Consider the following 13,123-nt stretch of genomic DNA (forward strand, 5'->3'; position numbering starts at 1 on the left):
GCGACACCTCCGCCGCCGCCGTCGCGCACGCGGCCCGCCGGGGCGACCCGGTCGCCGTGGCCTCCTTCGAGCGGGCCGCGCAGGCCCTCGCGGCCGGGATCGCGGCGACCGCGACCCTGGTCGAGATCGACATCGCGGTGATCGGCGGCGGCGTCGGCAAGGCGGGCGACGTGCTGTTCGCCCCGCTGCGCAAGGCCCTCGCGGACTACGCCACCCTCTCCTTCGTCCAGCGGCTCACCGTGGTCCCCGCCCAGATGGGCACCGACGCGGGGCTGGTCGGGGCGGCGGCCGCCGCGCTGGCCCTCAGGCCGGACACCACCGCCGCCGGAGTCTGACAGCCGCGCGCGGCCACGGGGTGACACCCCCGTGGCCACGGCCGGTTCAGCAGCTCAGCCGGGCGTCCGCCCAGTCCGCGTGGTCGGAGTCGATGCCGTCGCCCCCGTCGGTGACGACCAGCCGTACCACCTGCGCGCCGGTGACCTCGGCGGTGAGCGGCCGGGCGGGGTCGGCGTTGGTCAGCACGCCCGTCGAGGCGGCCTTCACCCCGTCCGCCCAGATCTCGAACGCCACGCTGCCCTTCGCGCCCTTCTCGTCGTCCGCGCCCACCTGGGCGGTGACCTGGGAGCAGTGCCGCCCGGCGTAGTAGGCGACCTCGCTGGCCGCGTGCACCCCGAGCCCCTTGGCGTACACCGTGGAGCCGACGGTGAGCGGGGAGCCGTCGCCCGCCGCGTCCTCCCCGTTGCTGGTGTCCCGCTCCACCGGCCCCCACCCGCTGACCGCGGACAGCCACGGCAGATCGCTCAGGTACGAGGTCCCGGCAGGCGGCGCCACCACCACGGAGGCGGTCACCGGCAGCTCACCGGTGACCCGCTCCCCGGCCGGCGAGCGGTACCGCACGCGCAGCGAGAAGGCGTACGTCCCGACCGGCGTCCCCGGCGGCGCCGTCACCCGCCAGCGGGTGCGCAGGGAGGCCCCCTTGGGCAGGCCGCCCGCCGTGGCCGGGGACAGGGCGCGTACGGTCCAGCCGTCCGGGCCGGTCAGCGCGGCCGAGACCTCGCGGGCCGGGGTGCGGCCCAGGTCGGTGACGGTGGTGGTGAGGGTGGCCGGGGTGTCCCGCTCGATGAACGGGGCTTCGTCCAGGCCGAGTTCGACGGCAGGCGGATGCTCGGCCCAGTGGCCGTCGGCCGACACCCGGAGCAGGACGGTGCCGTGGGCCGGGACGGTGGCCGCGATGGTGCCCGCCGTGTTGGCGTCCCGGTGCTGCCAGAGGTCGCGCTGGGTGTAGCCGGGAGCGCGGGGCAGACCCACGGCGGCGGCGCTGGTGGCGACGCGCTGCGCGGTCCCGGTCTCGTTGAACAGGGCGACCGCGCGGCTGCCGTCCGCCATCTCCTTGGCGACCACCCAGCGCCCGCCCGCGCTGGAGACCACCGTGCCCTGCCGGCCCAGCGGGTCCTGGTCGACCGCGATGACCTCCTTGTTGCCCAGGATGTCCAGGGTCGCGGGGGAGGCGGTGCGCAGGTCGGTGCCGATGAGCAGCGGGGCCGCCATGACCGCCCAGAGCGAGAAGTGGGAGCGGTACTCGGTGTCGGTCATCCCGCCGTTGCCCACCTCCAGCATGTCGGGGTCGTTCCAGTGGCCGGGACCGGCGTACGGAGCGAGGGGGAGGTTCTGCTTGAGGATGGAGAGCATCGAGCCCCAGTTGTCGCTGATGTCCCCGGTGGTGCGCCAGAGCTGCCCCACGTCGGCGGCCCACTCCCAGGGCCTGTTCTCGCCCCACTCGCAGATGCTGTAGACGATGGGCCGTCCGGTGGCCCGCAGCGCGTCGCGCATGGTGCGGTAGCGCTGCTGAGCGTCTACGCCCTGGTTGTTGCAGTTGTCGTACTTGAGATAGTCCACGCCCCAGTCGGCGAACTGCCGGGCATCGCTCTCCTCGTGGCCCAGCGCGCCGGGGAAGCCCGCGCCGTCGCAGGTCTTGGTGCCCGCGCTGGTGTATATACCGAGCTTCAGACCCTTGGCGTGGACGTAGTCCGCGACCGCCGAGATGCCGTGCGGGAAGCGGGCCGGGTCCGGCACCAGCTTGCCGTCGGCGTTGCGCTGGGGGAGCGCCCAGCAGTCGTCGAGGTTGACGTACTGGTACCCGGCGTCCTTGAGGCCCTTGGCCACGAAGAGGTCGGCGATGCCCTTGACCATGTCCTCGTTGAACTCGGCCCGGCAGTGCGTGGAGTTCCAGTTGTTGAAGCCCATCGGCGGGGTGGGCGCCAGGCCCGCGGCAGGCGCCGCGGGAGGGGGCGCGGCAGTGGCCGGGGCGGCGATACCGCCCGCGCTCAGCAGCGCCGTCAGGAACAAGGCGGCTGCTCGGATGCGGTGCGTGCGGGGACGAGGGTGACGCATCGTCGACGTTCCTCCGGCTCGCGGCAGACAGGGACGGGCACCGGTGCGCGATCACGGTAGAACGTGTCCGACTCTGTTGGAAGAGGTGGGACAGTCGCGTTCGATCCTGTTGCTTCGGCTGGCCGAAATCCGTACAGCGTGACCCCTTGGGCCGTCCGGCAGTTGATCACGGCATGAAGAAGCGCAGCATGCTCGCCATCGCCAGCCTCGCCACCGGATTCGTGGTGGCCGCCCTCACCCCGTCCCACGCCGCCGAGAACGCCGGCCTGAGCGACCTGAAGGTGGACGACACCCTGAGCACCGTCGACCACATCGTGAGCCAGGACAGCTTCGACGTGGACGAGGGCGCGCTCGGCCGGTAACGGCCGGAACCGACCGCCGACACGGTGCCGGGACCCCTGCCCCAGGGGCCCCGGCACCGTGCTGTGCGCCCTCAACTGCGCGTGGTTTCCGTGCCAGGGTGGAACGGGCAAGCCCCAGGGGGCCAACAGAAGAGGGGGAACCGTGACCGTCGTCTGGATCAACGGCGCGTTCGGTGCGGGCAAGACCACCACCGCACGGGAATTGATCGAACTGATCCCGAACAGCACACTCTTCGACCCCGAGCTGATCGGCGCCGAGCTCCCGCGCCTGCTGCCGGCCAAGCGCCTCGCCGAGGTCGACGACTTCCAGGACCTGCCGATCTGGCGCCGTCTGGTGATCGACACCGCCGCCGCGCTCCTCGCCGAGCTGGGCGGGACCCTGGTGGTCCCCATGACCCTGCTGCGCCAGGAGTACCGCGACGAGATATTCGGCGGCCTCGCCGCCCGCCGGATCTCGGTGCGCCATCTGCTGCTCACTCCGGCCGAAACGATTTTGCGCCAACGCATCGCCGGACGGGAGCACTCGCCGGGCGTGCCCGACGGCGAGATGCGCGAGCGGCAGTGGGCCTACGACCACATCGAGCCCTACCGCGCGGCCCTCGCGTCCTGGCTCACGGCCGACGCGTACCCCATCGACACCAGCGGGCTCACCCCGTACCAGAGCGCCGTCCGGATCACCGAGGCCGTGGGGAGCGGGGCGGCGCGGCCGTGCGAGATCGTGCAGACGCCCGAGCCTGCCGGGGAGACCCTGGCCGCCGGGGTGCTGCTCTTCGACGCGGAGGACCGGGTGCTGCTGGTCGATCCGACCTACAAGCCGGGCTGGGAGTTCCCGGGCGGGGTGGTCGAGCGGGGGGAGGCCCCGGCCCGCGCCGGGATGCGGGAGGTCGCCGAGGAGGTCGGGATACGGCTGCGGGAGGTGCCCCGCCTGCTGGTGGTCGACTGGGAGCGGCCCGCCCCGCCCGGCCACGGCGGTCTCCGGCTGCTCTTCGACGGCGGCCGGCTCGGTCCCGACGAGGCCGCCCGAGTACTGCTGCCCGGACCGGAGTTGCGCGCCTGGCGCTTCGCCACCGAACGCGAGGCCGCCACCATGCTCCCGCCGGTCCGCTACGAGCGCCTCCGCTGGGCCCTCAGAGCCCGCGAACGCGGCGCCGCGCTGTACCTGGAGGCGGGTGTCCCGGTCGCCTGAGCGGGGTACGACGACGGTGCGCCCCCGCCCTCGCGGGAACGCACCGCCCGGCTTGCTCAGTTCGCCGCGTAGTTGTTCAGGAACAGGGCCTCCGCTACCGAGAGGCGCTCCAGTTCCTCGGGGGAGACGCTCTCGTTGACCGCGTGGATCTGGGCCTCCGGCTCGCTCAGGCCGATGAGCAGGATCTCGGCCTCGGGGTAGAGACCGGCGAGGGTGTTGCAGAGCGGGATCGAGCCGCCCTGGCCCGCGTACTGCATGGTCTCGCCCGGGTAGGCGACCGCCATCGCGTCGGCCATCGCCCGGTAGGCGGGGCTCGTGGTGTCGGCGCGGAACGGCTGGCCCTGGCCGACCTGCTCGATGCTCACCCGCGCGCCCCACGGCACATGGGCCTCCAGGTGGGCGGTGAGCAGCTTGGTCGCCTCGGCGGCGTCCACCCCCGGCGGCACCCGGAGGCTGATCTGCGCGCGGGCGCTGGACTGCACCGACGGAGTGGCGCCCACGACCGGCGGGCAGTCGATGCCGATGACGGTCACGGCCGGACGTGCCCACAGGCGGTCGGCCACCGAGCCGTCACCGATCAGCCCGACACCGTCCAGCACCTTGGCGTCCGAGCGGAACTGCTCCTCGCCGTACTCCAGGCCCTCCCAGCGGGCGTCGGCCGTCAGACCGTCCACCGTCGTCGAACCGTCCTCGGCGCGCAGTGAGTCCAGCAGGCGGATCAGCGCGGCGAGCGCGTCCGGGGCGGCGCCGCCGAACTGACCCGAGTGCAGGTTCCCGGCCAGGGTGTCGACCTGGACCCGGAGCATCGTCATACCGCGCAGGGTGGTGGTCGCCGTCGGCAGGCCCACCCGGAAGTTGCCGGTGTCGCCGATCACGATGGTGTCCGCCGACAGCAGCTCCGGGTGCGCCTCCGCGTACCGCTCCAGACCGCCCGTGCCCTGCTCCTCGGAGCCCTCGGCGATGACCTTGACGTGCACCGGCACCCCGCCGTTCGCCTTCAGCGCGCGCAGCGCCAGCAGGTGCATGACCAGGCCGCCCTTGCAGTCGGCCGCGCCGCGCCCGTACCAGCGGCCGCCCCGCTCGGTCAGCTCGAACGGGGGCGTGGTCCAGCCGGCCTCGTCCAGCGGAGGCTGTACGTCGTAGTGGGCGTAGAGCAGCACGGTCTTCGCACCCTCGGGGCCGGGCAGGTAGCCGTACACCGACTGGGTGCCGTCGGGGGTGTCCAGGAGTGCCACGTCGGTGAAGCCCTCGGCGGTGAGCGCGTCCATGATCCAGTTCGCGGCGCCCTCGCTCTCGCTCCTCGGGAACTGCTCGAAGTCCGCCACCGACCTGAAGGCGACCAGCTCGGTCAGCTCCGCCTTGGCGCGGGGCATCAGCGAGGCGACGGTCTCGGCGACCGGATTCGACGACATGGGCACGGCTCCTCGTGGGTTACGACGTTGAACTGCTGGAATACACCGATCCTCCCACAGCGGCCCACGCCGGGGACCGGCCGTAGGATGCGTGGGACATGGGGGTCCCCCGCCCCGTGTCAGCGGTGCACCGGGGGAGCGGCAGCGGCTTGATCGGAGCGATGGACCATCGTGAGCGGCGAGAACACTTCGGCGGAGGATGAGCGGCGGGTCTGGGACGTCGTCGTGGTCGGCGCGGGACCCGCGGGTGCCTCGGCGGCCTATGCGGCGGCCGTCGCCGGCCGCCGGGTGCTGATCCTGGAGAAGGCGGAACTGCCCCGCTACAAGACGTGCGGCGGCGGAATCATCGGCCCCTCCCGTGACGCGCTCCCGCCCGGCTTCGAACTCCCCTTCAAAGACCGGGTGCAGGCGGTCACCTTCTCCCACAACGGCCGCTTCGCCCGGACCCGCCGCTCCCGGCAGATGCTGTTCGGGCTGATCAACCGGCCCGAGTTCGACCAGCGCCTGGTGGAGCACGCCCTGAAGGCGGGCGCGGAGGTGCGCACCGGCGTCACCGTGCAGCGCGTGGAGCAGCACGGCTCGGCCGTCCCCGACCGGCGCACCGTCGCCGTGGTCCTGCAGGGCGGCGAGACGGTACTGGCCCACGCGGTCGTCGGCGCCGACGGCAGCGCCAGCCGCATAGGGGCCCACGTCGGGGTCAAGCTGGACCAGGTCGACCTCGGTCTGGAGGCCGAGATCCCGGTGCCGGACACCGTCGCCGAGGACTGGAAGGGCCGCGTTCTCATCGACTGGGGCCCGCTGCCCGGCAGTTACGGGTGGGTCTTCCCCAAGGGCGACACGCTCACCGTCGGCGTGATCTCCGCGCGCGGCGAAGGAGCGGCCACCAAGCGGTACTTGGAGGACTTCATCGCCCGGCTGGGCCTCGCCGGCTTCGAACCGAGCATCTCCTCGGGGCACTTGACCCGCTGCCGTGCCGACGACTCCCCGCTCTCCCGCGGCCGGGTGCTGGTCTGCGGGGACGCGGCCGGACTGCTGGAGCCCTGGACCCGTGAGGGCATCTCGTTCGCGCTGCGCTCCGGGCGCCTGGCGGGGGAGTGGGCGGTACGGATCGCCGAGGCCCACGACGCCGTCGACACCCGCCGGCAGGCCCTGAACTACGCATTCGCCATCAAGGCGGGGCTCGGCGTGGAGATGAGCGTCGGCAAGCGGCTGCTGGCCGCCTTCGAGCGCCGTCCCGGTGTCTTCCACGCCGGGATCACCGGGTTCCGGCCCGCGTGGAAGGCGTTCCGGGACATCACCACCGGCGCGACCACGCTGGGGGAGATGGTCAGGTCCCGTCCGCTGGCCCAGCGGACGCTGGCCGCGCTGGACCGGGGGCGGAGCACGCCGGACGTCCCGGCCGAACAGCCGGAGCAGCCCGAGCGGGGGGACACCGTCAGTCCGTGACGGCGATCCGGAACACCGGGTGGTCGGAGGCGGCCGCGAGGATCTCCGCGTCGGAGCTGCTCGCGGTCACCCCGGCGAAGAATTTGTCGACCTGCCAGCCCCAGCGCTCCAGGTAGGTCCGCAGGATCGGGAGCTTCTCGTCGTCGGGCAGCTCCACCGCGCCGAACGGCCGCACCTTCCGGCCGACCCGCAGCTCACCGCCGTGCGCCGCGCGCATGTTGCGCACCCACTGGGAGTGGCCGCGCGCCGAGACGAGGTACTGCTCGCCCCCGTAGGTGTGCGGGTTGACCGGGATGCGCTGCATCTCGCCGCTCTTGCGGCCGCGTACCGACAGCTCCGCGCTGCCCGCGAGACTGACACCGAGACGGGCGAGCTTGCCGATCAGCCCGTTGAACCACGTACCGAGCGGGCTTGCCTTCAGGTAGTACGGCGCGGACGACATGACGACCCCCAGGGGTTCGGGAGAGCGGTGCTCTCGCTTCTGGGTCCAGTGTGCCGAGATCGGTGCTCTCACGCAAGAGCAGTGCTCTGCTTTGTGTGCACTGCTCCGTCGCGTGGCACACTGACCCGCATGAGCACCGCAGAGGGGGCCCGCGCGCGGGCCAGGACCGAGGTCACCGCGGCCATCAAGGACGAGGCCCGCAGACAGCTCGTCGCCGAGGGCGCGGCGAAGCTCTCGCTGCGCGCCGTGGCCCGCGAGCTGGGCATGGTGTCCTCCGCGCTCTACCGGTACTTCCCGAGCCGCGACGACCTGCTGACCGCGCTGATCATCGACGCCTACGACTCGCTCGGCGAGGCGGTCGAGACCGCCCACGCGACTGTCCCCGAAGGGGAGTTCCTGCGCCGCTGGACGGTCGCCTGCGAGGCGGTACGCGTATGGGCGCTGGCCCACCCGCACGAGTACGCCCTGATCTACGGCTCGCCCGTACCCGGATACGCCGCCCCCGCCACCACCATCCCGTCCGCCGCGCGGGTGGCCATGGTGCTGATCGGCGTCGTCCGCGACACCGACCGGGGGCCCGGCCTCGCGGGTCTGCCGCTCCCCGCCGAGCTGCGGCCCGAGGCCGAGCGCATGGCGGCCGAGATCGCCCCCGAGCTGCCGGTGGAGGCCGCGCCCGCCATGGTCGCCGCCTGGGCGGAGCTGTTCGGGCTGGTCGGCTTCGAGCTGTTCGGCCAGTTCGAGCAGGTGGTGCTCGACCGCGAGCGCTTCTTCCGGCACGCCGTGACCCGGCTCGGCGCGAGTGTGGGCCTGCCTGCCTGATCCGCGGAGCTCAGACGGCCAGCACCCGCACGCCCGCCTCCTCGAACCGGCGCACCGTCTCCGGGGTGACCGAGGTGTCCGTCACCAGAGTGTCCACCGGCTCCGGGCCGCAGATCCGGGCGAACGCCCGCCGCTCCAGCTTGCTGGAGTCGGCCGCGACCACCACCCGCTCGGCGCGCTCGCACAGCAGCCGGTTGACCGCCGCCTCCGACTCGTCGTGCGCCGCCGCGCCGTGCACCGGGTCGAAGGCGCCCACCCCGAGCACCGCCACGTCCAGCGTGACCCCGTTGAGCACCCCGTCCGTGAGCGGCCCGACCAGCTCGAACGACTGCGGCCGCGCGACCCCGCCGGTCACCACGATTTTGAACTGCGGCCGTACGGCGAGTTCTCCCGCGATGTTGAGGGCGTTGGTGACCACGGTCAACGCGGGCGAGCCGGCGGCCAGATCGGGACGCACGGCCAGCGCGCGGGCCACCTCCGTGGTCGTCGTGCCCCCGGTCAGCCCCAGCGCCTCGCCCGGCGCCACCAGATCCGCCACCGCCGCCGCGATCCGCTGCTTCTCGGAGGCGTGCCGGGCCGTCTTGTAGCGGAGCGGCAGCTCGTACGACACCCCGTGCGCCACCGCCCCGCCCCGCGTCCGCACGAGCAATTGCTGCTCGGCCAGCCCGTCGAGGTCCCGGCGGATGGTCGCCGCCGACACCGCCAGCTCGGCCGCCGCCTCCTCGACCTCCAGCCGGCCCCGCTCCGCGAGGAGTTCCAGCAGTGCCTGCCAGCGGGTCTCCCGCGCCATCGGGTCTCCGTTCCTGTGATCTCCCGGCGACCCTAACGCACCGGCGATTCCCGGCCCGATGCTTGATCCTGCTCGAAAGTCGGCAGTATCTTGCACGAACGATCAGCCTGGGGAGGGTGTGGCATGAGCCATGTCGAGGACGAGCTGAACAGTCAGCCGGAGTGCTGGGAGCGGGCGGCGCGGGAGGCGGGCCAGTACCGGGCGGCTCTGCCGGTGCCGGGGGAGCGGGTCGCGATCGTCGGCTGCGGGACCTCGTACTTCATAGCGCAGGCCGTGGCCGCGCTGCGCGAAGACGCCGGACAGGGCGAGACGGACGCCTTCGCCGCCTCGGAGTTCCCGCGCGGCCGCTCCTACGACCAGGTCATCGCCCTCACCCGCTCGGGCACCACCACCGAAGTGCTCGATCTGCTGGCCCAGTTGCGGGGCACGGCACGCACCACCGCGATCACCGCCGACCCCGAGACGCCCATACGGCGGGCCGCCGACGATCTGGTGGTCCTCGACTACGCCGACGAACGCTCCGTCGTCCAGACCCGGTTCGCCACCACCGCCCTCACCCTGCTCCGTGCCCACCTGGGGCTGCACACCCCCGCCGCCGTCACCGACGCCCGCGCGGCCCTCACCATCCCGCTGCCCCAAGGGCTCGTGGAACGACGGGAGTTCACCTTCCTCGGCCGGGGCTGGACCGTGGGACTGGCGAACGAGGCGGCGCTGAAGATGCGCGAGGCATCGCTGTCCTGGACCGAGGCGTACCCGGCGATGGAGTACCGGCACGGCCCGATCAGCATCAGCACCCGGGACACCGCGACCTGGACCCTCGGCCCGGCCCCCGAGGGACTCGCCGAACAGGTGCGCGCGACCGGCGCGTTGTGGATCGAGGGCGGACTCGACCCGCTCGCCGAACTGATCCGCGTCCAGCGTCTCGCCGTCGCCGTGGCCGCCGCCCGGGGACTCGACCCCGACCGGCCCCGCCACCTCACCCGCTCGGTGATCCTCACCCCCTGAACACGGAAGGGAGCAGCCGCCGTGCCCCTCACCACCACCGGTGAACTGATCACCCGAGCAGCCCGACTCCGTACCGCCGTGGCCGCGTTCAACATCATCACCCTCGAACACATCGAGGCCGTCATCGCGGGAGCCGAGACGGCCGGAGCGCCCGTCGTGCTCCAAGTGAGCCAGAACGCGGTCAAGTTCAGGAACGGTGACCTCCGGCCCCTCGCCCGCGCCGCCGTCGCCGCCGCCGAACAGGCCGCCGCACCCGTGGCGCTGCACCTCGACCACGTGCAGAGCGACGCCCTGCTGCGCCGCGCCCCGGACGCCGGATTCAGCTCGGTGATGTACGACGCCGCCCGTCTGCCCTACGCCGAGAACCTGGCCGCCACCCAGGCGGCCGCCGACTGGGCGCACGCCCGAGGTCTCTGGATCGAGGCCGAGTTGGGCGAGATAGGCGGCAAGGACGGCAGACCCCCGCTGGACGCCCACGCCCCCGGCGCCCGTACCGACCCCGCCGAGGCGCGGGACTTCGTCGCGCGGACCGGTGTCGACGCGCTGGCCGTGGCCGTCGGCAGCACCCACGCCATGACCACCCGTACCGCCACCCTGGACCACGCCCTGCTCAAGCGGCTCGCCGCCGAGCTGGCGGTACCCCTGGTGCTGCACGGCTCGTCGGGCGTGCCGGACGACGAGCTGGTCAGGGCGGTCGAGGGCGGCATCGGCAAGGTCAACGTCGGCACCTCCCTCAACACGGCCCTCACCCGAGCGGTCCGCGAGCACCTCGGCCGGCACCCCGAGACCGTCGACCCCCGCACCTACCTCGCCGGCGGCCGGACGGCCATGGCCGACGAGGTGGCCCGGATCATCCGCGTACTCGGGCGCGCGGGTGCCTAGCCCTTCCTGACCGCCTTCAGCACCACGAACTTCGGGTCGCTGGCCACCAGTTCACAGTTGCCGAACAGCCGCTTCAGTTTCACGTGGTAGCCCAGGTGCCGGTTGCCGATCACCCACAGCTCGCCGCCCGGCCGCAGCGCGCGCTCGGCGCCGGTGAACATCCGCCAGGACGTGGTGTCGCTGGTGGCCTGGTGGGAGTGGAAGGGCGGATTGTTCAGCACCAGGTCCACGCTGCCGGACGCCACCCCGGCCAGCCCGTCCCCGACCCGGAACTCCGCGTGCCCCGGCACCCCGTTCGCCTTGTACGTGGCCTCGGCCGAGGCGACGGCCTGGAACGACTCGTCCACGAACAGGACCTCGGCCTCCGGGTCGGCCAGTGCCACCGCCGTACCCACCACGCCGTTGCCGCAGCCGAGGTCCACCACCCGGCGCCCGCGTGTCCCGGGCAGGTGCCCCAGGAAGAACCGGGTGCCGATGTCCAGCCGGTCGGCGCAGAAGACACCCGCGTGATTGACCACCGGCATCCCCGACGCCGCCCCGATCCCGTCCGGCAGGGTGTAGCCGTAGGGCCAGGGGTTGTCCGGCGTGACGAGCGAGGGGTCCGGGGCACAGAAGATCAGCCGGGCCTTCTGCTCGGCCAGCGAGGTGCGGGTCGGTCCGAGAACCCGCTCGAACAGCTTGAGGGTGGAGGTGTGGATCTCCTTCACCATGCCGGTGCCGATCACCACCGTCCCCGCGTGCACCGAGGGCGCCAGCCGCAGCAGCTGGTCCTCCAGCAGCGCCAGGCTCTTGGGCACCCGTACCAGCAGCACGTCCACCCGCCCGGGCACCGGGTCCTGCGTGGTCAGCAGCCGTACCGCGCCGGGACCGACCCCGGCCCGCGCCAGGTTGGCCCGCGTGGCCTCCTGGCTCAGGAAGGAGTCGGTGATCTGCGTCGGCCGGTGCGCGGCGAGCGCCGTCGCCAGTGCGCCCCAGCGGTCGCCGAGCACCACGACCTCGCCCGACAGATCCACCCCTTCCCCGGCCAGATGCCGCAGCAGATACGCGTCGGAGGCGTCCCAGGCACGCAGCCGGTCGCGGGGGTCGTCGGGGAAACGGGACAGCTCGGTCTCGCCCCACGGAGTCGTCATGCGGTCGTTCATCGCCCCCCAGGCTAGCCGAGCCCCAGCTCAGGCCAGGTCGGGCGCCGGTGGGGGAAAATGGGCGCATGGACGTGGAACTCTTCCCCAGGGAGCGGGCCGAAGCCGCGCCGGGCGCCGTGCACGTCCCGCACTGGCTGGACGCGGACCGGCAGCGCGCGCTGCTCACCGCCTGCCGCGAGTGGGCCCGCCCGCCGGCCGGCCTGCGCACCGTTCGCACCCCCGGCGGCGGCACCATGACCGCCCGGCAGGTCTGCCTCGGCTGGCACTGGTACCCGTACGCCTACGCCCGCACCGTCGTCGACGGCGACAACGCCCCCGTGAAGCCCTTCCCGGCCTGGCTCGACGAGCTGGCCCGGAACGCGGTCGCCGACGCCCTCGGCCCGGACGCCGTTCCCGGCGACCCCTACGACATCGCCCTGGTCAACTTCTACGACGGTGACGCCCGCATGGGCATGCACCGCGACGGAGACGAACGCTCCGAGGCCCCGGTGGTCTCCGTCAGCCTGGGTGACACCTGCGTGTTCCGCTTCGGCAACACCGAGACCCGCACCCGTCCCTACACGGACGTGGAGCTGCGCAGCGGTGACCTCTTCGTCTTCGGCGGCCCCTCCCGCCTCGCCTTCCACGGCGTCCCCCGCGTGCTCCCCGGCACCGCGCCGGCCTGGCTGGGGCTGACCGGACGGCTCAACATCACCCTGCGGGTGAGCGGCCTGGCCGCCCCTGCCGGCTGACCATGTCACATCGGTCACGAGACAGGTCACGGCCGGCGCGGATCATGCGAGACTCGCCCCCATGAGCGGCATGGCGGACCCCCGGAAGGCGGGGGCAGGACCCATCTCACGGGCGCGGCTGGACCGGGGACGCGGTGCCCTCGGCCCCGCGCTGGAGCTGGTGCACACCGGACGCGCCCCGACCCGCGCCGTGCTCACCGCCGAACTCGGCGTCACCCGCGCCACCGCCGGTGCCGTCGCCGCCGAACTGGAGGCGCTCGGCCTGATCAGGGTCGACGCCCGCCCCAGTGCCCCCGCCGGTTCCCAGGGCCGCCCCTCGCACCGGCTGGAGGTCGCCGAGGACGGGCCCGTCGCGCTGGCCGCGCAAGTGCACACGGACGGCTTCCGGGCCGCCCTGGTCGGCCTCGGCGGACGGATCGTGGCGACCACGCCCGGCTGCGAGACCGTCGACGCCGACCCGGCCAAGGTGCTCGGCGCGGTGGTGGAGGCGGGAGCCGACCTGCTGCGGGCCACGG

The 13,123-nt window shown here is 73.3% G+C and carries 13 protein-coding genes and 1 pseudogene; 9 read left to right on the forward strand and 5 right to left on the reverse strand.

Annotated elements, in window-relative coordinates; genetic code table 11:
• Positions 1 to 335 (forward strand): ROK family protein (locus tag GT030_RS17360; protein ID WP_161201873.1); only part of this gene is annotated, 335 nt, incomplete at its 5' end.
• A 46-nt stretch (positions 336 to 381) separates the two neighbouring features.
• Here the strand turns inward: GT030_RS17360 and GT030_RS17365 are convergent.
• On the reverse strand, positions 382 to 2,244 hold the full coding sequence (locus tag GT030_RS17365) for an NPCBM/NEW2 domain-containing protein (protein WP_237522555.1): 1,863 nt from the start codon (positions 2,242 to 2,244) through the stop codon (positions 382 to 384).
• 320 nt (positions 2,245 to 2,564) lie between these two features.
• Between GT030_RS17365 and GT030_RS35700 the strand changes: the two genes are divergently transcribed.
• A complete protein-coding gene (locus GT030_RS35700; protein WP_030803714.1) occupies positions 2,565 to 2,753 on the forward strand; it encodes a hypothetical protein in 189 nt (62 codons plus the stop codon).
• Between the two features lie 142 nt (positions 2,754 to 2,895).
• Complete coding sequence (locus tag GT030_RS17370) at positions 2,896 to 3,939, forward strand: NUDIX hydrolase (protein WP_161201875.1); 1,044 nt, start codon at positions 2,896 to 2,898, stop codon at positions 3,937 to 3,939.
• A gap of 56 nt (positions 3,940 to 3,995) precedes the next feature.
• Here GT030_RS17370 and GT030_RS17375 read toward each other — a convergent pair whose 3' ends face one another.
• A complete protein-coding gene (locus tag GT030_RS17375) occupies positions 3,996 to 5,351 on the reverse strand; it encodes a dipeptidase (RefSeq protein ID WP_161201876.1) in 1,356 nt (451 codons plus the stop codon).
• 171 nt (positions 5,352 to 5,522) lie between these two features.
• Here GT030_RS17375 and GT030_RS17380 point away from each other — a divergent pair, with 171 nt between their 5' ends.
• The gene (locus GT030_RS17380) at positions 5,523 to 6,797 is read left to right on the forward strand and encodes a geranylgeranyl reductase family protein (protein WP_161201877.1); all 1,275 of its coding nucleotides are present in this window, start codon (positions 5,523 to 5,525) and stop codon (positions 6,795 to 6,797) included.
• Here GT030_RS17380 and GT030_RS17385 read toward each other — a convergent pair.
• Entirely contained in the window at positions 6,787 to 7,239 is a 453-nt protein-coding gene (locus GT030_RS17385; RefSeq protein WP_161201878.1) for a nitroreductase/quinone reductase family protein, read from the reverse strand. The genes GT030_RS17380 and GT030_RS17385 overlap by 11 nt on opposite strands.
• Positions 7,240 to 7,368: 129 nt before the next feature.
• Here GT030_RS17385 and GT030_RS17390 point away from each other — a divergent pair, with 129 nt between their 5' ends.
• A complete protein-coding gene (locus GT030_RS17390; RefSeq protein ID WP_161201879.1) occupies positions 7,369 to 8,058 on the forward strand; it encodes a TetR/AcrR family transcriptional regulator in 690 nt (229 codons plus the stop codon).
• Between the two features lie 10 nt (positions 8,059 to 8,068).
• On the opposite strand, the gene GT030_RS17395 is transcribed toward GT030_RS17390, so the two are convergent.
• Complete coding sequence (locus GT030_RS17395; RefSeq protein WP_161201880.1) at positions 8,069 to 8,848, reverse strand: DeoR/GlpR family DNA-binding transcription regulator; 780 nt, start codon at positions 8,846 to 8,848, stop codon at positions 8,069 to 8,071.
• 123 nt (positions 8,849 to 8,971) lie between these two features.
• Here GT030_RS17395 and GT030_RS17400 point away from each other — a divergent pair, with 123 nt between their 5' ends.
• A complete protein-coding gene (locus tag GT030_RS17400; RefSeq protein ID WP_161201881.1) occupies positions 8,972 to 9,853 on the forward strand; it encodes an SIS domain-containing protein in 882 nt (293 codons plus the stop codon).
• 21 nt (positions 9,854 to 9,874) lie between these two features.
• Complete coding sequence (locus GT030_RS17405) at positions 9,875 to 10,735, forward strand: class II fructose-bisphosphate aldolase (RefSeq protein ID WP_161201882.1); 861 nt, start codon at positions 9,875 to 9,877, stop codon at positions 10,733 to 10,735.
• Here the strand turns inward: GT030_RS17405 and GT030_RS17410 are convergent.
• Positions 10,732 to 11,865, reverse strand: a complete 1,134-nt coding sequence (locus GT030_RS17410) for a methyltransferase (RefSeq protein ID WP_161201884.1) — start codon at positions 11,863 to 11,865, stop codon at positions 10,732 to 10,734. The genes GT030_RS17405 and GT030_RS17410 overlap by 4 nt on opposite strands.
• Before the next feature lie 77 nt (positions 11,866 to 11,942).
• Here GT030_RS17410 and GT030_RS17415 point away from each other — a divergent pair, with 77 nt between their 5' ends.
• A complete protein-coding gene (locus GT030_RS17415; protein ID WP_161201883.1) occupies positions 11,943 to 12,608 on the forward strand; it encodes an alpha-ketoglutarate-dependent dioxygenase AlkB in 666 nt (221 codons plus the stop codon).
• A gap of 61 nt (positions 12,609 to 12,669) precedes the next feature.
• A pseudogene (locus tag GT030_RS17420) lies at positions 12,670 to 13,123 on the forward strand (ROK family protein); the annotation flags it as partial.

Origin of the sequence: Streptomyces sp. SID1328, assembly GCF_009865595.1 — a bacterium.
Taxonomy (GTDB): Bacteria; Actinomycetota; Actinomycetes; order Streptomycetales; family Streptomycetaceae; genus Streptomyces; species Streptomyces griseoluteus.

Coding starts and splice junctions, on each gene's coding strand:
- GT030_RS17385 (WP_161201878.1), bottom strand. CDS start 7,239: ATGTCGTCCGCGCCGTACTACCTGAAGGCAAGCCCGCTCGGTACGTGG.
- GT030_RS17415 (WP_161201883.1), top strand. CDS start 11,943: ATGGACGTGGAACTCTTCCCCAGGGAGCGGGCCGAAGCCGCGCCGGGC.
- GT030_RS17395 (WP_161201880.1), bottom strand. CDS start 8,848: ATGGCGCGGGAGACCCGCTGGCAGGCACTGCTGGAACTCCTCGCGGAG.
- GT030_RS17375 (WP_161201876.1), bottom strand. CDS start 5,351: ATGTCGTCGAATCCGGTCGCCGAGACCGTCGCCTCGCTGATGCCCCGC.
- GT030_RS17365 (WP_237522555.1), bottom strand. CDS start 2,244: ATGGGCTTCAACAACTGGAACTCCACGCACTGCCGGGCCGAGTTCAAC.
- GT030_RS17400 (WP_161201881.1), top strand. CDS start 8,972: ATGAGCCATGTCGAGGACGAGCTGAACAGTCAGCCGGAGTGCTGGGAG.
- GT030_RS35700 (WP_030803714.1), top strand. CDS start 2,565: ATGAAGAAGCGCAGCATGCTCGCCATCGCCAGCCTCGCCACCGGATTC.
- GT030_RS17390 (WP_161201879.1), top strand. CDS start 7,369: ATGAGCACCGCAGAGGGGGCCCGCGCGCGGGCCAGGACCGAGGTCACC.
- GT030_RS17410 (WP_161201884.1), bottom strand. CDS start 11,865: ATGACGACTCCGTGGGGCGAGACCGAGCTGTCCCGTTTCCCCGACGAC.